Genomic DNA, 24130 nt, shown 5'->3' on the forward strand with positions numbered 1-24130 from the left:
TTTGTTAATCTGCCGCACCGAACTTCTCACAAACATTCAGGGGACCCCATGATCCTGGTAACCGGCGGCGCCGGCTTCATCGGCGCCAATTTCGTACTCGACTGGATCGCCAACAGCGACGAGCCGGTCGTGAACCTCGACAAGCTGACCTACGCAGGCAATCTCGAGACGCTCGCATCGCTCAAGGACAACCCGAAGCACGTCTTCGTGCAGGGCGACATCGGCGACAGCGCGCTGCTCGACCGCCTGCTGGCCGAACACAAGCCTCGCGCCGTGGTGAACTTTGCGGCCGAATCGCATGTGGACCGTTCCATCCACGGCCCTGAAGACTTCGTGCAGACCAATGTCCTCGGCACCTTCCGCCTGCTCGAATCCGTACGCGGCTTCTGGAGCGCACTGCCGGCCGAGCAGAAAGCCGCCTTCCGCTTTCTGCACGTATCAACCGACGAGGTCTACGGCTCGCTCTCCAAGACCGATCCGGCCTTCACCGAAGAAAACAAGTACGAGCCCAACAGCCCGTATTCGGCCAGCAAGGCCGCCAGCGACCACCTCGTGCGCGCCTGGCACCACACCTACGGCCTGCCGGTGGTCACCACCAACTGCTCGAACAACTACGGCCCGTTCCATTTTCCCGAGAAGCTGATCCCGCTGATGATCGTCAACGCGCTGGCCGGCAAGAGCCTGCCCGTGTACGGCGACGGCATGCAGGTGCGCGACTGGCTCTACGTGAAGGATCACTGCAGCGCCATCCGCCGCGTGCTCGAGGCCGGCAAGCTGGGCGAGACCTACAACGTCGGCGGCTGGAACGAGAAGCCCAACATCGAGATCGTCAACACCGTGTGTGCGCTGCTCGACGAGCTGCGCCCGCGCGCGGACGGCAAGCCGTACAAGGAGCAGATCACCTACGTCACCGACCGCCCGGGCCATGACCGCCGCTACGCCATCGACGCGCGCAAGCTGGAACGCGAACTCGGCTGGAAGCCCGCCGAAACCTTCGACACCGGCATCCGCAAGACCGTTGAGTGGTATCTCGCGAACAGCGAATGGGTGCGCAACGTGCAGAGCGGCGCCTACCGCGAGTGGGTCGAGAAGCAATACGACGCGAAGGCCGCGGCATGAAGTTGCTGCTGCTTGGCAAGGGCGGGCAGGTCGGCTGGGAACTGCAGCGCAGCCTTGCGCCGCTGGGCGAACTGGTTGCGCTCGACTTCGACAGCACCGATTTCAACGCCGACTTCAGCCGCCCCGAGCAACTGGCCGAGACGGTGCTGAAGGTTCGCCCCGACGTGATCGTCAATGCCGCGGCGCACACGGCGGTCGACAAGGCCGAGAGCGAGCCCGATTTCGCACGCAAGCTCAACGCCACCTCGCCGGGTGTCGTGGCCGAGGCGGCCCGGCAGATCGGGGCGCTGATGGTGCACTACTCGACCGACTACGTCTTCGACGGCAGCGGCACCAGGCCCTGGAAAGAAGGCGACGCGACCGGCCCGCTCAGCGTGTACGGACAGACCAAGCTCGAAGGCGAGCAACTGGTGGCGCAGAACTGCCCAAACCATCTGATCTTTCGCACGAGCTGGGTGTACGCGGCGCGCGGCGGCAACTTCGCCAAGACCATGCTGCGGCTGGCGAAGGAACGCGAGAAGCTGACCGTCATCGACGACCAGTTCGGTGCGCCGACCGGGGCCGAGTTGCTGGCCGACGTGACGGCGCATGCCATTCGAGCCACGCTGCAGGATCCGGCGAAGGCGGGTCTCTATCACGCGATTGCCGGTGGCGAGACGACGTGGCACGGCTACGCGCGTTTCGTGCTCGAACTGGCGCAGCAGGCCGGCGTCGAACTCAAGGCCGGCCCGCAGGCTGTCGAGGCGGTGCCCACCAGCGCCTTCCCGACTCCGGCGAAGCGCCCGCACAACTCCCGGCTCGACACCTCCAAGCTGCAGACCACTTTCGGCTTGCGCCTGCCGCCCTGGCAGGAAGGCGTCGCGCGCATGCTGCGCGAAATCCTTTGAATCTTCACGAGAAAAAGTACATGACCAAGACGACGCAACGCAAAGGCATCATCCTGGCCGGTGGTTCGGGCACTCGCCTGCATCCGGCCACATTGGCCATGAGCAAGCAGCTCCTGCCGGTGTACGACAAGCCGATGATCTACTACCCCCTGAGCACGCTGATGCTCGGCGGTATGCGCGACATCCTGATCATCAGCACGCCGCAGGACACGCCGCGGTTCCAGCAGTTGCTGGGGGATGGGAGCCAGTGGGGGATCAATCTGCAGTATGCGGTGCAGCCGAGCCCCGATGGTCTCGCGCAGGCCTTCATCATCGGCGACAAATTCGTAGGAAATTCGCCGAGTGCGCTGGTGCTGGGCGACAACATCTTCTACGGCCATGACTTCGCGCCCCTGCTGGCTAATGCCGATTCGAAATCTTCGGGCGCCACGGTGTTCGCCTATCACGTGCATGACCCCGAGCGCTACGGCGTGGTGGCGTTCGATGCGAAGGGCAAGGCCAGCAGCATCGAGGAGAAGCCGTTGAAGCCGAAGAGCAGCTACGCCGTCACGGGCCTGTACTTCTACGACAACCAGGTGGTCGACATTGCCAAGGCCGTGAAGCCCAGCGCGCGTGGCGAGTTGGAGATCACAGCAGTCAACCAGGCCTACCTTGACCTGGACCAGCTCAACGTGCAGATCATGCAGCGCGGCTATGCCTGGCTGGATACCGGCACGCATGAGAGCCTGCTAGAGGCCGCGCAGTTCATCCAGACCCTGGAGCATCGGCAAGGGCTCAAGATTGCCTGTCCTGAAGAGATTGCGTGGCGCAATGGATTCATCGATCGCGAGCAATTGGCAAGGCTTGCCGTGCCGCTTCAAAAGAATGGCTACGGCAAGTATCTGAATCATCTGCTGGCCGAGGAGGTGCGCTCATGAAGGCAACCCCAACCGCGATTCCTGAAGTGCTGATCATCGAGCCCAAGGTCTTCGGCGATGCGCGCGGCTTCTTCTACGAAAGCTTCAACAGCAGGGCGTTCGATGAGGCCGTCGGACGGCATGTCGAGTTCGTCCAGGACAACCATTCGCGCTCGGCCAAGGGGGTGCTTCGCGGATTGCACTATCAGATCCAGCAACCGCAGGGCAAGCTGGTGCGCGTGGTGCGGGGTGCCGTCTTCGACGTGGCGGTCGACATCCGCAAGTTGTCGCCGACCTTTGGCAAATGGGTGGGTGTGGAGCTCAGCGAGGACAACCACAGGCAGCTGTGGGTGCCTGAAGGCTTTGCGCACGGGTTCCTCGTGTTGAGCGAGACAGCGGAGTTTTTATACAAGACGACGGACTACTATGCGCCGGCACACGAGCGCGCAATCAAGTGGGACGACGCAGATTTGAGAATCGAGTGGCCGCATGTCGGTGCCGCGCTGCAACTGTCTGGTAAGGACCAGGCCGGTGTTTCACTGAACCAAGCTGAGACCTTCGACTAAAAAGCGAAGACCGCCACCCATGTGTGAGTGCGATGCCCGCAAGAGCGTCAAATTCGAGGAACCGAATGTCGATTGAAGGAGCGCGGGAGACTCCCGAAGCACCAGTGGCTAACACCGGTGCAATACGTCAGCAGGTCAGTGGCGTTGTCATTGCCTACAACCGGGTTGATCTGATAGGTACCTGCCTCAGGGCGCTGTCGTTCGTCGACGAGCTCTTGGTGATTGACAAGTCCTCAACAGACGGGACCGCGGAGCTTGCGGCCCAGTTTGCAGACCGGGTGATCGTCGTGCCCTGGTCGCCTGTGGTTGAGGAAACCAGGGCATTTGCGGTCGCGACCTGCAAGCACGACTGGATCGTCTGCATGGACGATGATGAATGCTTGAGCGTCGAGGCTGTTCGCTTCATCGAGCGCGAACTCGTATCTCCCCGCGCGTCTGTCTACTTGTTGCCGCAGCGGCACTACATCATGGGTCAGCACGACGAGCGTGCCTACTATTGGCCTGAATTCCAGCCCAGGTTTTTCTCAAAAAAGGCAGTAACCTTCCTCGAGACGGTGCATGGCGGCATGAAGTACGACGAGGCGACCGCCTACGTTGTCTCCTACGAAGACGGCACCTGCATTCATCACTTGTCGCATAAGAATGTGGAGCAGTGGATCGAGAAGGCCAATCGCTACACATCGAGACCGGATCGCGTGCGAGTCCCGCATGCCGGTGATGACGTCGTGGCGTTCTCGCACGAGAGTATCAACCGCTATGTCTCCGTCACCAAGTCGAGCGAGCCGGGGGGCTATCCACGCACCGTGGCTGTGTTGCGCGCGCTGTACGACAACATCGACCGCCTCAAGACGTGGGAAGAAGAGGAGGGCGTCGATGGCGATGCGGCATTTCAGGCGATTTGCCGCCAGCTCGATGCAGCGTATGCCCGAGAGCTCCCACCTCGAAAAGTTGCGGTACCGCAGATCGATACCTCGCAACTGGTAGCGTCGACAGCGCTGCCAGCTAAAGCGCCCAAACGCGACGCGGCCATCAGCGACGACGTGCCGCTCGAGACATTGCGTCGCGCTATCGAAGCATTGCGCGAATCGTTGCGCCACGTTCGCGCAGCGGCAGAGATCGAACGACGCAGCACCGCCGCGGCACTTGCGCATGAGCGCCAGTTGCTGGCGGAGAGCAGCAACCAATTGGCCATTCGGGAAGCCAGTCTGGCGGATATGCGTGAGCAACTTGTGGCGCAGGAAGCCAAACTGCAAAAAGAGGCCCGCGCGAATGCAACTCTGCATGAAGCGCAGACACTGCAGGCATCCAGAGACCTCGGGCTCGCGCGCAGCGAACTACAGGTCCAGTACGACCAGGCTCTCGTACTTCGACAGCAGATTGCTGCGGTGCAAGCGGACGCGGACCAGTTGAGAGCTGACGCTGCAAGCGCGCACCAGCAACTGCATGCGGTCTATGCCTCTGCCAGCTGGCGGCTTACCGGCCCGATGCGCGGTATTGCCTCGCGGCACCCGAAGGCGGTGGCCGGGCTGCGTGGATTCCTTAGGCGGCATCCGAAGCTCAGGCGTGCGGCGGTGGGAACTGTCAAAGCTGGATGGCGGCTCATCACGCTTCGTCGGGGAAAGAGGCCGGTATCGCCGGCACCGGCGCCGGCGACCGAAGTCGAACTGTTGCCCGCGCTAGCTCCGAGCGCAGATGTCGAGAGGCGCTTCGATGTGCGGCGCCTCGATGTTCCTTCGGTCGCGAGCACCTTGGCTTCGAATCGCCGCGTGCTTTGCGTCAGCCATGTGATGCCGTACCCCCCTCGTGCTGGCAACGAGTATCGAATTCACCAGTTGCTTACGTGGCTGTCGAGCGCTGGCTACAGTCCGCTGGTCGTGATCTGTCCGCTCCCGCACGAGGTGCCTTCCGATAAGCAGATCGCAATAGCCGCCTCGGTCTATCCGAATTTCATCGTGTGTGGGCGCGACGGCGTGATCCATCACAACCTCGACGAAGATTCACCGCTCCTCGAAGGGCTTCATGGTGGAGTTGTCCGCGACTTCGCAGCGATGCTCGGGGAGCAATCGCCTGCGACTCAACGCGAACGGGACTTGCTGGGTACCATGCGCACTTTTTGTCCGGACGTATTGATCGACCTGCTGGTGAAGCTCGATGCAAATTGGAATCCGGACGTTCTTCTGGCCGAGTACGTCTTCATGACGCGTGCATTTGCCGCAATGCGGCCTGAGCTGTTGAAGGTGATCGATACCCACGATGTTTTCTCGACCAAGGCGCGCAAAGTCCAGCAGTACGGCGTGACAGACGGCCTCGCACTGAGCGAGGCCGAGGAAGCCGCTTTGCTCAAGCGGGCTCGGCTGCTGATAGGAATTCAGCCCGAAGAAACCCGTGATCTCATGCGGCTTGCTCCAGAATGCAATGTGGTAAACGTGGGCGTCGATTTCCAAGTGAATATGAAGGCTGTGGTGCCACCGCCTCAGCCGATCGTTCTGTTGGTGGCCTCCAACAATCCGATGAACGTCAAGGGGACGAAGGACTTCCTGAGCTTTTCATGGCCGATCATCCACAAGGAAAGGAGCGATGCCGAACTGCACATCGTCGGCGATGTGGGCCGATCGATTGCTATCGTCCCCGATGGTGTGAAGGTGCTCGGCCGACTCGACGACCTGAACGCCGCGTATGCGAGTGCCACTGTTGTCATCAACCCGACTGTGGCGGGCACGGGCCTGAAGATCAAGACAGTCGAGGCGATCTGCCAATTGCGGCCCGTGGTTGCATTCCCCGCGGGGGTTGATGGCATTAGTGCCGCGGCGAAGCCGCTGCTCCACGTGGCCTCGGACTGGTTCCTCTTCGCCCAGCACGTCTTGCGTGTCCTCTCGGAACGGCCGGACGCCGAGATGCTCGCCGGACTTGGCACCGCACTCGCCCGCGAATTTTCGCCCGAAATTGTCTATGCGGAGCTTGCCGGTGCACTTGATGAACTCTGAATCGATGATGAACTCTGCCGAGTCTTTGATTGCGGGGCCCTGCGATCTGCTGGTTGATCTGTCTGCCTGCGCACCCGATCGGGCAGGGCTTGATCAGCACATTGCCAAGCTTCTGAAGTATTGCGGCTTTGGCGACGTCGTGGATCGACTAAGTGTCGTGATGCCGCCGGGGCTTGAAGTTCAGCCAAGGCCAGAATTGAGTGGTGTGCTGCGCAGCAATGCCGACGGCGCTGCGTTGTTCGACCTTGCCGTCGAGGAGGCCGCCATGCGGCGCCGGGCCTTGTTGGTTGTCATTGGGCCACTGCTCCCGTCCAACGAAGTGCTCCTGCACCTTTGGCGCGCCATTCATTCAGATCCCTTGCTAGGTGTCGCTCAACCGCGCTTCGCCGATGCCCGGACCGATGGCATCTTTCCATTCCCGTATTCGGGCGAGGTTCCGAGCCATGGGCTCACTTCAAAAAGAGCGTTGGCGGAGTTGCCAGAGATTGCGATCACGGCGGAACTGCTGTCGTCGTGCCTTCTGCTGCGCCGTGAAGTCGTCGCCGCGCTCGGACCTTCTAGACCATTTCGCAGTTTGCCCGGTGCGCTTGCCCTGGGGCTGTGTCGAGCAAGACGCAAGGGCTACCGAAATGCGGTTTCCAACAGGGCGGTCGTCGTCCTGCCTGCGGATCCCGGCGAAGAGGCACAACGGCTGGCCTACCCGAAGCTCGAATCAGCCGACATGACGACACTGCTCGACATGTATCCTGACCACGCGCGTGCAGGTGCCGAGATTGAACGTCGTGCGAACCGGCGGCTGGAGCAACTCTTGGCTGCAGCACATCCACCTGTGCGCCAGCCGAGGCGCCTTCTGCTCGATTTCCGCGGTATGTCCGCCATTCACAACGGCACGTCGCAAGTGATGCTGGGTTTGCTGGACGGCCTTTCGTCGGTCGAGCACTCATCTTGGGAAGTCGTTGTCCAAAGCCAGTCCGAGGCCGCGAAATTTCATGGCTTGGCAGAGCGTTTTCCGGATTTTGTCCATGCGCATGGCGATCTTGCGGGGGCATATGCTGCTGCCCTGATGCCCAATCAGCCATGGGCACTGGAAACCGTGGCGCAACTGCATCGCCACGCGTTGGTCAATATCTTCAACATCCTGGACACCATTGCCTGGGATGTGCTGTACGCAGTCGATCTTCGCGTGGAAGAAACTTGGGGGTTCATCGCTGCGCACGCGGATGGGCTTGCCTACATTTCGTCTTTCAGCCGCCAGCGATTCCAGCCGAGATTTCCGGTGAAGCCGTGCGTGCAGGATAGAGTCATTCACCTGAGTCTCGATGGTAACGACCACTCGGATCCTGCAGTCGGTGCGCACGCGTCGCTCGACCATGTGCTGCTGTTTGGCAACAGTTACGACCATAAGGATCTGGTGCCGGCGTTGCAGGTTCTGTCCGACGCTTTTCCCTTGCAGAAATTCATGGTTCTTGGTGCGGCCTCTTGTGCACTGCCGCGGGTCGAATACGTGCCGAGTGGACAGGTGTCGGGCGAGGAGGTTCACAGGCTGATCGCGACTGCGAAGGCCGTTGTGTTTCCGTCGCACTATGAGGGCTTCGGGTTGCCGGTGGTGGAGAGCCTCGCCTACGGGCGTTCAGTGCTGGTTCGAAAATCCGCGCTATGGGACGAGATTGCCGCGCATTCATGCCTGCCTGGCCGGATGATCGAGTTCGACGATACGGTTTCATTGGTCGAGGGCCTTGGCCGAGTGTTGGCAGGATTGCCGGTGACCGAACTGCCTCGCGCCACCGCACTCGCCGATGGCGCGCGCCCCCCGAACTGGCACAGCTATGCGTTGCACCTACTCGACTTTGTCGAGGAATGCCTGCACCGCGTCGACGTTGCGCGTTGGGCGGAGCGAGAACATACCTTGACATGGATGAAGCTATGACCCCAAAACTGCGGATCGCCACGATCATGGCGCGCCACGGCACCACCAAATATCAATCCGCCGTGGCCGACCTTCGGGCACTGTTTGAACGGCGCCTCCCGCAGATCGAGCACACCTTCATCGTCGTTGACAATGCGCTGCCGGTATCGCATGAAGAACGCCTTGATGGCGGTATGACATTGATCGGCGGGTCCAATGCGGCCTGGGAGTTCTCTGCCTGGGACAGTGCCATTGCGTACCTTGGCTCGCGCCTCGACGACTTCGACTTCGTGCACCTGGCAACTTCCGCGTTTAGACAACTGTATGTGGACTACCTGGACCGATTCAGCGAGCGGATGTTGAACCTCATGCTGGGGCGCAGCGTGGCGTTGGGCCATGTCGACTACTACAACGAGTCGGTGTCGCTGCTGGGCGTGGGCTCTCAGTCGTGGCTCAGAACATCATTCGTCTTTCTTCCGCCTGCTGAGATCAGGCTTTTGAAGTCATTGGTGAGCGTGACCAGCAAGGAGACTTTTTTCTCGGGAGATCCCGCAGAGCCATTCTTGAAAGAGGCGCCAATTTCGCCCGGCTATCGAAAAAACATCCTTGGCTGGCTGACGGGTGACGGTACCGAGCAGGGAGTCGAATGGCACTCGCGCTTCAAGCTCGACCCCACAACGTTGCCTTTCTTCGAGAGCAAGGTGCTTGCGATCCTCAACGAGCAGATGCTCACCAATCGGCTGAGGGCACAAGGTTGCGCGGTGGTTGATGCCACCTGGGCGGCCACCGTAGCCGAAGCCCTCGAATGGCGAGGTGAGCCGTTCTCCATTCCCTGCTGGCAGCAGCAATTGGTGGCACGCGACAGCGTCGCGGCGCCGGCAAGCATATTGGCGTAGTTGCAAGAAGCCAACTGCTGAAGTCGGGGGCATTGATGCCGCAGCTCCGAAATTTTTTCGCTTTCATGCCCATCATGGACCCTCGACTCGAGCAGACCGACAAATCGTTTTGGCACGGATTCACCAACTTTTACGACACGCATTTGCCGCACAGGATCGAAGGAAAGATCCTCGAATTCGGCGTGTTCAAGGGAAATTCGATACGGTGGTTGCTGGCAAAATTCCCCGACGCCGTCATTCACGGCGCGGACATTCTTCCGGCCCAGCCAGAGTGGCCTTTAGATTCTCGTGTCACTTATCACGAGGTCGATCAAGAGGAAGAAGAGCAAGTGAAGAGCTTGCTCGAAAAGATCGGGCAAGGCCTTCGACTGTTGATCGAGGACGGTTCTCATTTTCCGCGGCACCAATCGCGGTGCCTGAGGCTGGGTCTCGGTGCCTTGGAGCCGGGGGGGACCTATGTCCTCGAGGACATTCAAACCAGTCATCCCGCTCACAGCCAATATGCCGATGAGTTCGGCAGTGCCGTGGAGCAGACTTCGCTCTCCGTCCTGCTTGCCTTTGAGCACTTGAAGCGGCGAGGCGAAGCCTTATCGCCGTCCCGGCTGGCCATGTTGGGACGAGGATCGCATTTCACGGCCAGCGATATTGAAAAGCTGTTCGCGCAGATCACGTCGATTGACGTCTACAAGCGCGCGACGTTGCCATCGAAGTGCTGGAAGTGCGGCTCTTCAAATTTCGACTACCACTCATACCGCTGTGAGTGCGGCGTCGATCTTATGAACGAGGCGGACAGCATGACTGTGGTCATAAAGAAGGCTTGACTGCTGCTGCTCGGTGTGAAGGAGGCCTGCTGAGAAGTAGGGCGCCTTATGCTTTGAGCGCAGTGGTCGCCTTGATCTCCGATAAAACGAATCGGCAAGCTTCATCCACTGAGACAATGGTGTAGTTCTCGTGTTTGAGTGCGTCAGCGAGGGAGCCGCGTGCATTGCTCGCTTCGTCCTCGATCAGCTCGGCGGGAAGGTAGGAAGGGGGCGGGCTTCCCTCGGTCTGTGCCGCGACAGAGAGGGCGGGCTTCGACCGCGTCACCCGCGTATTGGCGTGCGCGACGCCCGGCACGCAGGTGAACCATCCGATCTTGTGTTGCACAGTGCCGTGGTGGCAAACGTAGAAGTCGCAGGTTCGCGCCAACGCCAAGGCCTCAGACAAAGGACGCCCCGCGGTCTGATAGATCTTTGAATTCCGTTGCGCGAGGCGCTTAATCACCTTTGCCGCCACGTCTGCATCAGCGGCCGCAATGGCGTGGTTGGAAGTGTCGCCCAGTTCAACCAAACGGTAATCGTCTTCGGACAGCGAATGCCCATCGAGCACGATATCGCAACCCGGATACTCATCGATCAAAGAGTTCGCCAGCTCGGTGAGAAACTGCACTTGATTGGTGATGGTGCGGTTGCGTGTGCGAATACTCAGCCAGAAGCGGCCGGCTGGGTTGCGCCGGACGGCGGCTTCGGGGAGGTTGACTGTGCGCTCGAGGTACTTGAATACACGAGCTTTGGCGCCTTCCGTGACCAGCATTCCGGCGAGCTGCACGAATAGGATGTCACGACAGTTCAATTGCTGAACTCGAGATGAGTGCACATACCTGATCTTCCAGTTCGGGCAGTCGTCGAACAATTCCGCCAGCGGGCCGAGCGGCTCCTGCATCACCACCACATTCGTTCTCTCTAACGTGAACTCAGGCTCGTCTGCGATCAGCCGGTCCAATGCGCCAAGCTGATTCCAGATGTGATGTGCGAAGCTTGCGTCGCCTGTCACTAGAGACGGCGTCGGACCACTGATCCGGTCCATATCGAGCGGCAGACTGTTGAAGATCGACATGGCTTTACGAACGTGGGCCTCGGTCACACCCCAGGCTTCATGCCCAAGGTTTATCAGGATCGCCCTCTGAGGAAGGTAGATGCCTTGAATTGGCGCACCCTCCCCGAGGGAGCCGGCGAACAGCCAGAAGTTCAGTGCAGACCCGAAGCCATAGGCGATGGTCTTGTCTTCCAGCAGCACGGACTGCGTAGCCTGCACCGGTTCGTTGTCCCAGACAGAGCGAACGACAAAACGGCCTTTCCGCAGCAAGTCTCGCTGGTACCAGCGACCGATGCACTCGCTGTGCTCGGCCTGCTTTTCCTCAAGATCGTCTATCAGGTGAGCTAAAAAAGGGACGCCCAGGGCGGCCATTTCGTGGGAGTCCCTGCGAGATGGCGCGGCCTGGATGACGCGGAGTGCATCGCTGTTCATCATCGGCAGAAGGATACCCTGCTCACATTGCTCAGCGTTCGCGCGGGGATCCTCTCGCTGCGGGCGACGATCCTGCAAGCAGTGCAACAAACCGCCGGCGGGCCTTCCGTTTCTAGGTCTTGAGCACGCTGACTGCGGCGGCGGTTAGCATGCGCTCCAGCGTGTCTTCAAGGCGTGGTATCTCGAGTGTGGCGCCATGGCGCTCCAGCAGCGCGTCGAGCTTGGCCGGGTTGCCGCAGAGCCTGTGCACCTCGTTCGCCCTCACGAAGGCCGGGTTGACCTCGATGCGCGGAGTGTGGGCTGTCATGCGCATGAATGTATCGAGCACGTGGCGAAGCGTGTGGGGGCGTCCGGTGCAGATGTTGTAGCTTTCGCCCGGCTCTCCATGAGCAAGGAGCAGAAGGTAGGCGTCGCACAGCATCCGCACGTCGTTGAACTCGCGTTCCACGTCGAGATTTCCGAGCTCGATGGCCGGGGCACGCTGCGCGAAGTGAAATGCGAGCTTGGGAATCAGGAAACTCGGGCTCTGCCCGGGGCCTGTGTAGTTGAAAGGCCGCGCGGTTACCAGGTCGAGGCGGCCTTCATAGGTACGCGCCATGTACTCCATGGCGAGCTTGCTCATGGCGTAATGGTTGATCGGCGCGGGCGGCTGGGGCTCGCTGATCGGCGACTGTGCCGTGTTTCCGTAGATGTTTGCACTGCTGGCCAGAAGCACGCGCTGGGGCCGCGCAGGCAACTTGGCGAGCGAGTCGAGCAGGTTCGTGGTGCCCACCACGTTGACGGCATAAAACGCCTTTTCGTCTGCATGCCCGACGAAGCTGATCGCCGCCAGGTGAACCACCGCATCGGGTGATGCCTCGAGCACCTCTTGGCGAAGCGCGTCGCTGTCCGTCAGATCGGATTGCAGCGCAATGACCGAGTTTCCCTCGGCCAACGCGCGTTCGGTGAAATGCCGACCTGTGAAACCCTCGGCACCGGTTAGCAGGATCCTCAAAACGAGAAGCCCTGGCGATTGCGCCGCAGGTCTGCCTCGACCATCATCTGGCAAAGTTCCTCGAGCGTGGTCTTCGGCTCCCAGCCGAGTTTGGCCTTGGCCTTGGCTGGATTCCCGATCAGCAGTTCGACTTCCGCGGGTCGATAGAACTTCGGGTTGATGCGCATGACGGTCTTTCCGGTGGCCGTGTCCACGGCCGACTCGCCTTCGCCGCTGCCCTTGAAATCCACTGCGATGCCCGCGCCCTTGAACGCCATGTGCACGAAGTCTCGGACGGTTTCGGTGCGGTTGGTTGCCAGCACGTACGTATCGGGCGTGTCGATCTGGAGCATGCGCCACATGCCCTCGACATATTCCTTCGCAAAGCCCCAATCGCGCTTGGCGTCGAGGTTTCCGAGTTCAAGGACGTCGAGCTTGCCAAGCTTGATCTTGGCAACGCTGTCCGTGATCTTGCGGGTCACGAACTCGCGCCCGCGCAAGGGGCTCTCGTGATTGAACAGGATGCCGCTGCAGCCGAAGATGTCATAGCTCTCGCGGTAATTGATGGTCATCCAGTGGGCATAGAGCTTGGCAACGCCGTAGGGACTGCGCGGATAGAAGGGTGTGTCTTCCACCTGCGGAATGGCCTGAACCTTGCCGAACATCTCGGAGGTGGACGCTTGATAGAAGCGAATCTTCGGGTTGACGAGGCGGATGGCCTCAAGCAGGTGCAGGGCGCCCACGCCCGTGATCTGCGCAGTCGCCGCAGGCTGGTTGAAGCTCACGCCAACGAAACTCTGGGCCGCAAGGTTGTAGACCTCGACCGGCTCCGCTTGGCGGATCAACTCGATCGAGCTTCCCAGGTCGGTCAGGTCGTACTCAACCAGATGCAGGTCAGGGTTGGTTTGAATGCCCAGTTCCTCGATGCGCCAGAAGTTGACTGAGCTGGTGCGCCGATAGGTGCCATAGACGACGTATCCCTTGGCGAGCAGCAACTCGGCCAGATAGGCGCCGTCCTGGCCAGTGATGCCCGTTACAACGGCATGTTTCTTCATGAGAACCTTCTCTGTATTGTCTAAAGAGCGCGTGACGCGGTGGCTTCTGCCATTCGTGGTGAGACACTGCGAATGGAGAAGCCGTCGAGCCCCGATTTTGCCAAATCGGGGAGTCCTGATTCAGAGCATATTTGGTTACGTAACTTGCCGGCGGATGGGTATACGGGGGTTACAGCAATCAACGGCAGGTTTTCGCCTCGCTGCAGGTCGGGGGAAGCACGTGCAGGGCCCGAAACTGCAACACCGATCCGGATTACGTGGCTGAAAGCCAACAGTCAACGGGGATAATAAATGTGAAGAGCGCGGACATATGCACCAAGCGTTGTGCCCCGACGCGGGGAGCAAGGACCTGCATCGAACGGGGTGGGCCCGCCAAATGCTCCAGATATACAAAGCAAGTATGAGTGACACAACACGAGACGCAGAAAAACTCGCCGAAGCCGAGCGGCAGATCGCCGCACTTAACTTGCGGTTGGAGTTGCAGGAGCGACTCGTACTAAGCAGCGACGCCTCCGTTGAGGCGCAGATCGAATCGGCAAATCAGCGCGCCGCGCTCGCGCTGCAGCAGCATAACGAGCTGCTCCGATCGATGTCCTGGCGCCTGACGGCCCCGCTGCGGAGAGTGTCGGCTGCGATTCCCCCCTCCTGGCGTGGATATCTGCGGCGCGCGGCAAAAGCTACATGGTGGGTCGCGACGCCGTGGCACATGTCTCAGCGGCTGCAGTTTCTCAAGGATCGTCGTCAAACGGATGAGGCGAATGCGTTTCGTGTTGTGCCCGCCGCCGGCGCCGACGTTGGCTGTGACAGCCAAAGCGCCTATCGTCAATGGATCGCTGAGAACGAATCTCGCTCGGCGGCGTTGGTGGGAGGGGCCGCGAACCCGCGGTTGAGTTTTTTGCTTTGTGCAAGTGATGCGCAGCTCGAAATGCTGAGCAAGACGGTGCAATCGATCCGCGGGCAAAACTTGCTCCAGTGGCAACTCGTCGTGGCGAACACGGGTGATCATGCTGCTGACACGGTTGATGAGTTCCTTCGCGCGTTGCAGAGCAAAGAGCCACGTGTCGTCGCGGTATCCGCTTACGGCAAGAGTCGCGCCGAAGCGCTGGCCGCCTGCCTTTCACGCGCCGATGGCGATTTCATTGCGGTGCTGGATGTCGGCGATGTTGTTGCACCGGGCACTGCAATCGAAATTGCGAATGCGCTCGTCAACGAACCCGCAAGCGATATTCTTTATGGCGACGAGGACGAACTGTCGGCTGAGGGCGGCCGAACTCGGCCTTACTTCAAGCCGAGCTGGTCGCCAGAACTACTCTATGTCTTCAACTATTTTGGTCGCCTGACGCTGTTGCGGCGGCAGCTCGTCGAAGCCGCGGGCGGCATCGACCCCGAAGCGGGGGACGGTTTCGAATGGGACCTGAATCTGCGCGCGAGCGACATCGCGCAAACCATCACCCGCATTCCCAAAGTGCTGTGCCATCGTGCGGCCGGCGGCCATCGAGACCGGCCGGATGCCGATTCGACGGAGGCCACGGCGCAGCGCGCGGCACTGCGCAAGTTCTGGGCGCAAAAGGGAATTGACGCTTCCGTTCAGACGCAATCGGACGGCACCCAGCACGCCACTTGGACGATCAACCAGCCGCCGCTCGTCTCGATCGTGATCCCTTCCAAGAATAAGGACCACCTGCTGCGCATGTCGGTCGGCGGGTTGCTGCGAGGAACGGCATACGCGAACAAGGAAATCATTATTGTGGACACCGGCTCTACCGAGCCGGAAACGCTGGCGTATTACGCCGAGCTCGCATCGGAGCCGAGCGTTCGCGTCGTCCATTTCAACAAGACCTTCAACTATTCTGCGGCGTGCAACTACGGCGCTGCGTTCTCGCAAGGCGAGATCCTGCTGTTCCTGAACAACGACATCGAGGTCACCTCTCCCGACTGGCTGCACGAAATGGTGCGCGTCGCGATGCGCCCGGGCGTCGGAGTGGTCGGTGCCAAGCTGGTGTTTCCCTCGGGCGAACTGCAGCATGGCGGCGTGGGCGTCGGCATTCACCTGTGTGGCCTGATGTATCGCAGCGCCGAGGGGCGCGGCTGGGGCCTGTTCGGCTCGCCGGACCATGCCCGCAACTGGCTCGCGATCATGGGCGCATGTCAGATGGTGCGGCGCGATGCCTTCGAACGCGTCGGCGGTTTCGACGAGTCGTACCTGATCGCAATGAGCGACGTCGCACTCTGCCTGAATATCTGGCGCGCCGGCTACCGGACTGCCTATGTACCGCAGGCCCGTCTCGTGCATCATGAAGGCGCGACGCGAGGCAACAGCAACCCCGGCGTCGATATGTCCCGGGTGGCTGACGACATTCGTACGCTGGGTATCGACGACGACCCTTATCTTCATCCCGAGTTGGATGCGAACTACGCAATTCCGGCCCTTCGAGTCGGCACGGCGCCGACGGTCCGCGAGAAGCTCAAGGTCAGTCTTCGCGAATTCGGCTCGCCGAGGCCGCAGGTGCAGACTCTTGATCTGTCGAATGACGGCGCATGCCTGGCCGTTGCCATGCTGCCGCGCGAGAGCGTGATCTGGGCGCCTCAGCCTGCGCATGGCGTGCGCGACGTCTGGTCTGCGGCCAGGTGGTGCCTGGATCTCTTGCGTACGCGCGCTGATGTCCGCCTGCGCTTCCCCGTTGCGCTGTCCGAAGGTCCCAATGGTGCGTTCTGCCGTTGGCTTGAAGCCGAAGGTGCAAATCGTTTTGGGCTCGACGGGGACGCGCTCGCCTCGATCCGAATGCTGTGGTCGGAAGATCTCGCAGCTCGTGCGCGACAGGTGTTTCTTTTTCATTCGGAAGTCAGGGCCGTGCTACCACACGGCTTGTTGCCCATTGGCAGGCGCGACCTGTTCTACTGGTTCATGCAGCACGGCCGGCGCGATACGGGCCTGAGGCTGGAGGAAGTCTGGTGGCTGTTTTGGACTGCCGCGGAAACGCCCGAGGCCGAACTGGTCAGGGCCTACGAATTCACGCCTGACTGGCAAAAGCTCTATCCCGACGGGCTGACGATTTTCGGCCGCCGCGCGTTTGCCTCCTGGTTCTGCGCAAATTACCGCGTGGCCGAACTGTGGGCCGACCCGGTGCGCTGGCCGGTTGACCTCCCGCCCGCCCGGCAGCTTCGATCGGCTTATCGCGCGCGCGAACAATGGCAGCGTGCGCATCCCGAAGCGCTCGACAAGATCGAGGCCGCCAGGGCGCTGATTGAATGGCTCCAGTTGCCCGAATCCATGCAGCCCGAGACGGTACGGGCATGGTGCGCCGGTCTCGACAAGGAAGGCGTGGCGGCTGAAATGACGATGCTCGGCGTCAACGTCATCGGCCATTTCTCGTATCCGTCGGGTCTTCGAGTCTCCGTGGAGGCGCTGGCAAAGGGCTTGAGAGAGGTCGGCGTGCAAACTGCGCTGCGCGACCTTCGAACCGACAAGAAAGACGATCCAGTTCACGCACAGTTCCGCGATTTCGAGGATTTCGAAACGACCATCATCCACACACAACCTGAGCCCTTCTTCGACGAGGCCTATAGCCGCAGCGATTTGAACGAGCACTTGCCGCGCACTTATCGCATCGCCTACTGGTACTGGGAGTTCGACTCAATTCCGGATTCGTGGCTTGATGCAGCTGCGAAGGTCGACGAAGTCTGGACGGCCACCGAATTCGTTGCCAAGGGCCTGCGCGAGCGGCTTTCGATTCCTGTGCGGACGATATTCCCTGGCGTTGCGCTCGGTACATATCAGCAGCGAGAGCGCAAATACTTTGGCCTGAAGGACGGCAGCTTCACATTCCTGTTCACGTTCCACATGATGAGCGTGATGGAGCGCAAAAATCCGCTCGGCCTTATCCAGGCATTCAAGACGGCGTTCTCTATGCAGGACGATGCGACGCTGGTGCTGAAGACGTCGTTCGGAGACCGTCATCCGGCGCAGTTGCAGGAACTGCGTGCCGCCGCAGAGGGGCACAACATCGTTGTGATCGATCAGGTCTACAGCCCCGACGAAGTGCTGTCACTGATGGACGCGTGCGACGCTTATGTATCCCTGCATCGCAGTGAAGGGCTGGGTCTCACGATGGCCGAGGCCATGCTGATGGGCAAGCCGGTCATCGCCACGAACTACTCTGGCAATGTCGACTTCATGGGCGAAGAAGACAGCCTGTTGGTGCCCTACAAATTGGTGAAACTCGGTCGTCCGATCCCGCCTTACGATGAGAAGCTTGAGTGGGCAGAGCCCTCGACAGAGCACGCCGCGCAACTCATGCGACGACTCTACGAAGACCGCGAATGGGCGAAGCAAATTGGGGCGCGGGGCAAGGCTCGGGCAGCAATCGACTTGTCGTTGCAAACCGCCGGCCACAGGGCCGCTGCACGACTCGCCGAGATCCGAGCATCGATTCGGATGATTCCGAGGGGCTGAGCCCGCCGACAACGGGAAGGGGACGCGCCCAAGGCCAGGCGCGTGCGTCCTCCCCTGGACGTCGAGGAATCAGGCGGCCAGTTTCGCCCGCTCGGCCATCAATTCGGCCATATACGCCTCCATGTCTACTGCTTCCAGCCGGCCATGGTTGAGTTTCACGACCTTGTTGCATTCCTTGACGATCAACTCGGGTGAGTGTGAAGCCAGCACCAGAATGCCGGACTTCGAAACCACGTCTCTCATCCGCTTTTCGGCTTTTTCAGTGAACTCCGCATCACCTACCGACAACCACTCGTCCATGAGCAAGATGTCGGCCTCGACACTGGTGGAGATCGAGAACGCCAGTCGCATCATCATCCCGGTCGAATAGGTGCGCACCGGCATGTTTACGTACTCGCCCAGTCCGCTGAACTCGCAGATGTCGGGCGTGAGGCGGTCGATCTCATTCATGTTCATGCCCATCACGAGTCCGCGCAACATGATGTTTTCAACCCCCGTGGCATCCATCTCGATGCCGAGCGACGGGTCAATCAGGCTGGCAACCGAGCCTTGCCGCGCAAACTCGCCCGACGACGGTTCGTAGACCCCGGCCAGCGTGCGCAGCAAGGTCGACTTGCCTGCGCCGTTATGACCCACCAGGCCGAGCCGGTCACCGCTCTTGAGTTCGAGGTTGACGTCGCTGAGCGCTTGAACCACGGTCACGCCGGTTTCCTTGCCGAAGCGTCCGCCAGTCACGGAGGCTGCAAGCGTCTTCTTGAGGGAGTTGGCGCCAGCGCCGTAGATCGGGAAGTTGACTGCGACGTTTTTGAGTGAAATGAATGCCATGGATCAGAGCCAGTAGACGACGCGGCGGCGGTACTTCGAGAACAGAAGAATGGCCAGGGTCAGACACATCGCCGTCCAGACCAGGATGCCGATCCAGCTGTGGATGTGTGCAACGCCGCCCATCAGCGGGGTGCGCAGAAGGTCCAGCATTTGCGCGAACGGGTTCCACAGCACGTACTTGGCGCGTCCGGGAAGGCTCTCGGGCAGCCAGAAGACGGGCGTCAGAAACATCAGCATCTGCATCACGCTGGTGACGATCTGCGTGACGTCGCGATAGCGTGTGCAAATCAGGCCCAGCAGGAGGCCGAGGGCATGCGCATTGACGATCAGGATGGCAAAGGCTGGCAGGACAAGAAGCACTGACCATGACAGCGAAATGCCGGCCCAGATCGCCACCGGGATGTAGAGCACGATCTGATGGGCAAACTGGATCAGGTTGCGAGCCAAGCTGCGCCAGACGAACAGGCTGATCGGAAAGTAGCCCTGCTTGAGATAGTTGGACGACCCGACGAAGGCATTGCAGGCATCCGAAACGATGCTGGAGAAGAACCCCCAGAAGATGATGCCGAGCGCCAGGTGCGGAAAGAACCTGGAAAGCTCGGTGCCGAACAGCGAGCTGTACAGCGGACCCATGCCGCCGATCATCACGCCCATGCTCAAGGTGAGCCACATCGGGCCGAGCATCGAACGGCGATAGCGCAGAACGATGTCGAACCAGGCGAGGGTCCACCAGATGTCGGTGCGGCGGGTGCCTTGCCACCAGTCAGATAAGGCGCTTCGATGTAGATTGGAATGGACTTGGCTCATGTACGTCCGTAAGTGTCCGCAAGGCGGACGATGTCGTCTTCGCCCAGGTAGCCACCACACTGCACTTCGATGAGCACGAGCTCTTCGTCGCCGGTGTTGGTGAGGCGGTGTTTCTCTTTCAGGGGAATGTAGCGGTATTGGCCCGGCAAGGTCTGGTGCTCGACGTCTCCGATCTGCACGATGCCCTGGCCTTGTACCACTACCCAATGCTCGGCGCGTTGGTGATGATATTGGAGCGACAGTGCTTCACCGGGCCGGACCGTGATTCGCTTGACCTTGTAGCCTTCTTCTTCCTTGAGCGAGGCGTACGTGCCCCACGGGCGGTGGACTACCGGCGGCAGGTGCACGGTATCGTGCTTGCGAGCCTTGAGCACGTCGACGACCTTCTTCACCTTCTGCGCGCTGTCCTTGTGCAGAACCAGCAGCGCATCGGGCGTGTCGACGATCACGAGGTCGTGCACGCCAATGGTGGCGACGACCTTCGGGCCATAGCTTTCGACCTGCACGTGCGTGCCTGTCGTGTCGAGGGCCACGACATCGTCGGGAAGGGTGTTGCCGCTGGCGTCAGGCGTCAGCGCGTTGGACACTGCGGGCCAGGAACCCACGTCGCTCCAACTGAACTTGGCGGGCACCACATGGACATTCGATGCGTGCTCCAGTACCGCGTAGTCGATGCTGATGTCCGGTTGCAGGCCGAACGCATGCAGATCGAAATTGACGGCTGCACCGGAGGTCTTGGCGGTTTCGAGCGCATGCCTTGCCGCTCTGATCACGTCGGGGGCGTGCTTCTCGAGTGCCGCGATGATGGTGTCCGCGGTGAATGCGAACATGCCGCTGTTCCAGTAGTACCGACCTGTGGCAAGGTACTTCTGTGCCGTCTCGAGGTCGGGCTTCTCGACGAAGCGCTTGACCTCCTGGCTCTCGCGTGAAACGTGTTCTACCTCGATGTAGCCGAAGCCGGTGTCGGGGCTCGTCGGGCTCACGCCAAACACCACGAGATTGCCTTCCTCGGCGAGCCGGAAGGCTTCCGTTGCACTGGCTACGAAAGCGTGCACGTCCGGCACCAGGTGGTCTGCGGAAAGGACGAGCATCACGGTGTCGCCGCTGAACTGGCGCGCACATTGAAGCGCTGCCAGTGCGATGGCCGGTCCGGTGTTGCGCCCCTTGGGCTCAAGCAGGAAGGTTGTGTCCGGCGGGTCGCTCATCTGCCCGAGCACATCCTTCGTGAGGAACAGATGGTCCTTGTTGGTCACGATCATCAGATCACCGGTCCCGCAAGCCTGCCCACGTTCGACGGCTTGTTGAAGCAGCGTGGAATCACCGATCTTCATGAATGGCTTGGGGAAAGCCTGACGCGAAGCAGGCCAGAGCCTGGATCCGGCGCCTCCCGAGAGCACCACTGAGAGTAGTCTCATTGTTTTCCTTTAGCTTTTGAACCGATCAATTTTACGGGCAGCCCTCTGACTGCCGGCGCGAGGGGGAGAAACGCTGTCGCCGTCCATTGTTGCGGCTCGTTGCGAAGATAATCCCCTCCCGCAAGACCGGCGATGCCATGTTCCGGCATTGCCCTGTCTATTTCAGGTATTCCTCGACAAGCTCTGCCTCATCCGCCTCGCGGATGCGCAATCTCTATGAAATCTGTCTATCGATTCATCCTCGGCCTGGCCGGACTTTGGCAAGGCCCCGGGCTGATGGGGCGCGTGCAGCGGGCGTGGCGAATGTTCAGGAAATCGGGCTGGCCCGGCATCCGCTGGGAGCTGGGCCGGCGCTTCGGCGGCTACAACAACTATTCGTCCTGGGTGCGCCGCTACGATACGCTGACGCCCGAGCTGCGCGACCGCATCGCCCAGCGCGTGGCTGCCATGAACGACCGGCCCCTGATCTCAATCGTCATGCCCACCTACAACCCGAACCCCGGCTGGCTGCGCGAGGCCATCGAATCGGTGCGGGCGCAGATCTACCCGAACTGGGAGCTCTGCATCGCTGACGACGCCTCTCCCTCGGCGGAGGTGCGCCAGATCCTCAAGACGTACAGCGAGAGCGACCCTCGAATCAAGGTCTTCTTCCGCCCCGAGAACGGCCACATTTCGGCCGCTTCCAACAGTGCGCTGGAACTGGTCTCGGCCCCTTGGGTCGCGCTGATGGACCACGACGACCTGCTGCCCGCGCATGCGCTCTTCTGGGTGGCAGATTGCATCGTGGCCCATCCCGATGTGAAGCTGATCTATTCCGACGAGGACAAGGTCGACGAGGGCGGCCACCGGTTCGGCCCGTACTTCAAGTGCGACTGGAACGTCGATCTCTTCCGCTCGCAAAACATGTTCAGCCACCTCGGCGTGCTCTCGACCGAGCTCATGCGCTCGGTCGGCGGTTTCCGCGTCGGCATGGAAGGCTCGCAGGACTGGGACCTCGTGCTGCGCTGCATGGAGCGCGTCGAGCCCGGGCAGATCCGCCACATTCCGCGCGTGCTGTACCACTGGCGCGTGCACAGCGAGAGCACGGCCCGTTCGATGAGCGCCAAGCCCTATGCGGCCATCGCGGGCGAGCGCGCGCTGAACGAGCACTTCGTGCGCACCGGTGTGCGCGCCACGGCCGAACACCTCGACTTCGGCTATCGGGTGCATTACGCCTTGCCCGATGTCTTACCCTTGGTTTCGGTAATCATCCCCACGCGCAATGCCCTGAAACTGACGCGCCAGTGCGTGGAGTCGATCCTCGCGAAGACCAGTTATTCGAACTACGAGATCATCATCGTCGACAACGGCTCCGACGATCCGGACACGCTGGCCTGGTTCAAGCGCATCGCTTCGGAAAAGCCGAATGTCCGCGTGCTGCGCGACGACCGCGACTTCAACTATTCGGCGCTCAACAACGGTGCGATCCCCGTAGCGAACGGCGAGATCCTCGCGCTGGTGAACAACGACATCGAGGTCATCACGCCCGACTGGCTGAGCGAGATGGTTTGCCTGGCCGTTCAGCCGGGTGTGGGGGCGGTGGGGGCCCGGCTCTGGTATCCGAACAAGACATTGCAGCACGCAGGCGTGATCCTCGGCATCGGCGGCATTGCGGCGCATGCGCATCGGGGCATGCCGGTCGGGCGTGAGGGTTATGGCGGCCGCGCCGCACTGATTCAATCGTTCTCCGCTGTCACGGCGGCCTGCCTCGTGATTCAGAAACGGCACTACCTCGCCGTGGGCGGCCTCGATGAAGTGCATCTGAAGGAGTCCTTCAACGACATCGACTTCTGCCTGCGCCTGCGCGAAGCGGGCCTGCGCAATGTCTGGACGCCGTATGCGGAACTGTTCCATTACGAGTCCGCGACCCGTTCGAAGAACATGTCCCCGAAGAGGCAGGCCCAGTTCCAGGAAGAGTCCGCCTACATGCACCAGCGCTGGGGCGATCTCATCCAGAACGACCCCGCCTACAGCCCCAACCTCATGCTGGCCCGTGAGGACTTCAGCTACGCCTGGCCGCCCCGCCTGCCCCCGGTCTGATGGCTCTCGACGTCTCCGTCGCGCTCTGCACCCGCAACGGCGCGCGCTATCTCCCCGAGCAGATCCGCAGCATCTGCACGCAGGCGCCGTTGCCGCGGGAGATCGTGCTGTCCGATGACGGTTCGACCGACGACACCCTGGCCGTCGTGCGCGACACCCTTGCGCAGTGCGGCGTGGCCGATCGGATCGAATTGCGCGTGTTCAGCAACACGCCGCCGCTGGGCGTCACGCGCAATTTCGAGCAGGCCGTGCGCGCCTGCAGCCATGACCTCATTGCCTTGTGCGACCAGGACGATGCCTGGCATCCTGGCCGGCTCGCGCGCATGGTGGCGCAGTTCGAGGCGCGTCCCGACCTGCTGCTGCTCCACACCGATGCGCGCCTGGTCGATGCCCAACTCGAACCCCTGGGCTCCACACTCTTCCACGCGCTGGAAGTGCAGCCCGCGGAACTGTCGGCCATCGCGCATGGCGAGGCCTTCGGCGTGCTGCTGCGGCGCAATCTCGTGACCGGCGCCACCACGATGTTCCGCAAGACCCTGCTCGACACGGCGTTGCCGTTCGCGCCCGAATGGGTGCACGACGAGTGGCTGGCCGCCGTGGCCGCGGCCATCGGCCGCATGGACGTGCTGCCCGAACCGACCATCGACTACCGCCAGCACGCCAGCAACCAGATCGGCGCGCGGCGGCTCACCTTGTCCGAGAAGATCGCCAAGGCATTTGTCGAGCGTGGCGACAAGCACGTGGCGCGTCTGCGCCGGGCCGAGGCGCTGCTGCGGCGCCTGCAGCAGCTCGGCACCAGGGTGCCAGCCCGTTACCTGGAGGCACAGCGCGACAAGGTTGCGCACCAGCGGTTCAGGGCCGAACTTCCGTCAGCGCGGCCGCTGCGCCTTTTGCCGATCCTGATCGAGGCGGCGCGCGGGCGCTATGCGCGCTTTGGCCGCGGTGGGCACGCCATCGTGCAGGACTTGTTCGAACGCGGCTGA

At 61.4% G+C, this 24130-nt stretch carries 17 protein-coding genes; 11 read left to right on the forward strand and 6 right to left on the reverse strand.

What is annotated here, in order from left to right; all coding sequences use genetic code 11:
* The first annotated feature begins 48 nt into the window (after positions 1-48).
* The 8 genes from rfbB (at position 49) to PMI12_RS26625 (ending at position 10075) form a co-directional block, all read left to right on the forward strand.
* Positions 49-1119: a dTDP-glucose 4,6-dehydratase gene (gene rfbB / locus PMI12_RS26590; RefSeq protein ID WP_007838954.1), complete on the forward strand. Its 1071-nt coding sequence runs from the start codon at positions 49-51 to the stop codon at positions 1117-1119.
* Positions 1116-2006, forward strand: a complete 891-nt coding sequence (gene rfbD / locus PMI12_RS26595) for a dTDP-4-dehydrorhamnose reductase (RefSeq protein ID WP_007838959.1) — start codon at positions 1116-1118, stop codon at positions 2004-2006. The genes rfbB and rfbD overlap by 4 nt, the downstream gene beginning before the upstream one ends.
* A gap of 20 nt (positions 2007-2026) precedes the next feature.
* Positions 2027-2923, forward strand: coding sequence for a glucose-1-phosphate thymidylyltransferase RfbA (gene rfbA, locus PMI12_RS26600; RefSeq protein WP_007838961.1), 897 nt, complete (start codon positions 2027-2029; stop codon positions 2921-2923).
* On the forward strand, positions 2920-3468 hold the full coding sequence (gene rfbC / locus PMI12_RS26605) for a dTDP-4-dehydrorhamnose 3,5-epimerase (protein ID WP_007838962.1): 549 nt from the start codon (positions 2920-2922) through the stop codon (positions 3466-3468). The genes rfbA and rfbC overlap by 4 nt, the downstream gene beginning before the upstream one ends.
* Positions 3469-3533: 65 nt before the next feature.
* The gene (locus PMI12_RS26610) at positions 3534-6452 is read left to right on the forward strand and encodes a glycosyltransferase (RefSeq protein ID WP_007838963.1); all 2919 of its coding nucleotides are present in this window, start codon (positions 3534-3536) and stop codon (positions 6450-6452) included.
* Complete coding sequence (locus PMI12_RS26615) at positions 6442-8379, forward strand: glycosyltransferase (protein WP_157632294.1); 1938 nt, start codon at positions 6442-6444, stop codon at positions 8377-8379. The genes PMI12_RS26610 and PMI12_RS26615 overlap by 11 nt, the downstream gene beginning before the upstream one ends.
* A complete protein-coding gene (locus tag PMI12_RS26620; RefSeq protein WP_007838965.1) occupies positions 8376-9254 on the forward strand; it encodes a hypothetical protein in 879 nt (292 codons plus the stop codon). Before PMI12_RS26615 ends, PMI12_RS26620 begins: the two co-directional genes overlap by 4 nt.
* 65 nt (positions 9255-9319) lie before the next feature.
* Positions 9320-10075 (forward strand): class I SAM-dependent methyltransferase, encoded by a 756-nt coding sequence (locus tag PMI12_RS26625; RefSeq protein WP_237726179.1) that lies wholly within the window; start codon positions 9320-9322, stop codon positions 10073-10075.
* Positions 10076-10121: 46 nt separating this feature from the next.
* Here the strand turns inward: PMI12_RS26625 and PMI12_RS26630 are convergent, their stop codons facing one another.
* From PMI12_RS26630 to gmd, 3 genes are all read right to left on the reverse strand, one after another.
* A complete protein-coding gene (locus tag PMI12_RS26630; RefSeq protein ID WP_237726180.1) occupies positions 10122-11540 on the reverse strand; it encodes a hypothetical protein in 1419 nt (472 codons plus the stop codon).
* A gap of 112 nt (positions 11541-11652) precedes the next feature.
* Positions 11653-12534: a GDP-mannose 4,6-dehydratase gene (locus PMI12_RS26635; protein ID WP_007838968.1), complete on the reverse strand. Its 882-nt coding sequence runs from the start codon at positions 12532-12534 to the stop codon at positions 11653-11655.
* Positions 12531-13568, reverse strand: a complete 1038-nt coding sequence (gene gmd, locus PMI12_RS26640; protein WP_007838970.1) for a GDP-mannose 4,6-dehydratase — start codon at positions 13566-13568, stop codon at positions 12531-12533. Before gmd ends, PMI12_RS26635 begins: the two co-directional genes overlap by 4 nt.
* A 400-nt stretch (positions 13569-13968) precedes the next feature.
* Between gmd and PMI12_RS26645 the strand changes: the two genes are divergently transcribed.
* Positions 13969-18021 carry a glycosyltransferase gene (locus tag PMI12_RS26645; protein ID WP_237726181.1) on the forward strand — a complete coding sequence of 1351 codons (4053 nt, stop codon included), beginning with the start codon at positions 13969-13971 and terminating at the stop codon, positions 18019-18021.
* Positions 18022-18090: 69 nt separating this feature from the next.
* Here PMI12_RS26645 and PMI12_RS26650 read toward each other — a convergent pair whose 3' ends face one another.
* The 3 genes from PMI12_RS26650 to PMI12_RS26660 are packed head-to-tail and all read right to left on the reverse strand — an operon-like array spanning position 18091 to position 21068.
* A complete protein-coding gene (locus PMI12_RS26650) occupies positions 18091-18846 on the reverse strand; it encodes an ABC transporter ATP-binding protein (RefSeq protein WP_007838974.1) in 756 nt (251 codons plus the stop codon).
* A 3-nt stretch (positions 18847-18849) separates the two neighbouring features.
* Entirely contained in the window at positions 18850-19653 is an 804-nt protein-coding gene (locus PMI12_RS26655; RefSeq protein WP_007838976.1) for an ABC transporter permease, read from the reverse strand.
* Positions 19650-21068 (reverse strand): mannose-1-phosphate guanylyltransferase/mannose-6-phosphate isomerase, encoded by a 1419-nt coding sequence (locus PMI12_RS26660; protein WP_007838978.1) that lies wholly within the window; start codon positions 21066-21068, stop codon positions 19650-19652. The genes PMI12_RS26655 and PMI12_RS26660 overlap by 4 nt, the downstream gene beginning before the upstream one ends.
* Positions 21069-21284: 216 nt before the next feature.
* On the opposite strand from PMI12_RS26660, the gene PMI12_RS26665 reads away from it, so the two are divergent.
* Together PMI12_RS26665 and PMI12_RS26670 are read left to right on the forward strand one after the other, a co-directional pair.
* Positions 21285-23147: a glycosyltransferase family 2 protein gene (locus tag PMI12_RS26665; protein WP_007838979.1), complete on the forward strand. Its 1863-nt coding sequence runs from the start codon at positions 21285-21287 to the stop codon at positions 23145-23147.
* Positions 23147-24130: a glycosyltransferase family 2 protein gene (locus PMI12_RS26670; protein WP_007838980.1), complete on the forward strand. Its 984-nt coding sequence runs from the start codon at positions 23147-23149 to the stop codon at positions 24128-24130. Before PMI12_RS26665 ends, PMI12_RS26670 begins: the two co-directional genes overlap by 1 nt.

Origin of the sequence: Variovorax sp. CF313, from assembly GCF_000282635.1 — a bacterium.
GTDB lineage: Bacteria > Pseudomonadota > Gammaproteobacteria > Burkholderiales > Burkholderiaceae_C > Variovorax.

What these genes read in the sequence shown, in the direction of transcription:
- PMI12_RS26655 (WP_007838976.1), bottom strand. Translation starts at nt 19,653, where the DNA reads ATGAGCCAAGTCCATTCCAATCTACATCGAAGCGCCTTATCTGACTGG.
- PMI12_RS26615 (WP_157632294.1), top strand. Translation starts at nt 6,442, where the DNA reads ATGAACTCTGAATCGATGATGAACTCTGCCGAGTCTTTGATTGCGGGG.
- PMI12_RS26625 (WP_237726179.1), top strand. Translation starts at nt 9,320, where the DNA reads ATGCCCATCATGGACCCTCGACTCGAGCAGACCGACAAATCGTTTTGG.
- rfbD (WP_007838959.1), top strand. Translation starts at nt 1,116, where the DNA reads ATGAAGTTGCTGCTGCTTGGCAAGGGCGGGCAGGTCGGCTGGGAACTG.
- PMI12_RS26610 (WP_007838963.1), top strand. Translation starts at nt 3,534, where the DNA reads ATGTCGATTGAAGGAGCGCGGGAGACTCCCGAAGCACCAGTGGCTAAC.
- rfbA (WP_007838961.1), top strand. Translation starts at nt 2,027, where the DNA reads ATGACCAAGACGACGCAACGCAAAGGCATCATCCTGGCCGGTGGTTCG.
- PMI12_RS26645 (WP_237726181.1), top strand. Translation starts at nt 13,969, where the DNA reads ATGAGTGACACAACACGAGACGCAGAAAAACTCGCCGAAGCCGAGCGG.
- rfbC (WP_007838962.1), top strand. Translation starts at nt 2,920, where the DNA reads ATGAAGGCAACCCCAACCGCGATTCCTGAAGTGCTGATCATCGAGCCC.
- PMI12_RS26620 (WP_007838965.1), top strand. Translation starts at nt 8,376, where the DNA reads ATGACCCCAAAACTGCGGATCGCCACGATCATGGCGCGCCACGGCACC.
- PMI12_RS26670 (WP_007838980.1), top strand. Translation starts at nt 23,147, where the DNA reads ATGGCTCTCGACGTCTCCGTCGCGCTCTGCACCCGCAACGGCGCGCGC.
- PMI12_RS26665 (WP_007838979.1), top strand. Translation starts at nt 21,285, where the DNA reads ATGAAATCTGTCTATCGATTCATCCTCGGCCTGGCCGGACTTTGGCAA.
- rfbB (WP_007838954.1), top strand. Translation starts at nt 49, where the DNA reads ATGATCCTGGTAACCGGCGGCGCCGGCTTCATCGGCGCCAATTTCGTA.
- PMI12_RS26660 (WP_007838978.1), bottom strand. Translation starts at nt 21,068, where the DNA reads ATGAGACTACTCTCAGTGGTGCTCTCGGGAGGCGCCGGATCCAGGCTC.
- PMI12_RS26630 (WP_237726180.1), bottom strand. Translation starts at nt 11,540, where the DNA reads ATGAACAGCGATGCACTCCGCGTCATCCAGGCCGCGCCATCTCGCAGG.
- gmd (WP_007838970.1), bottom strand. Translation starts at nt 13,568, where the DNA reads ATGAAGAAACATGCCGTTGTAACGGGCATCACTGGCCAGGACGGCGCC.
- PMI12_RS26650 (WP_007838974.1), bottom strand. Translation starts at nt 18,846, where the DNA reads ATGGCATTCATTTCACTCAAAAACGTCGCAGTCAACTTCCCGATCTAC.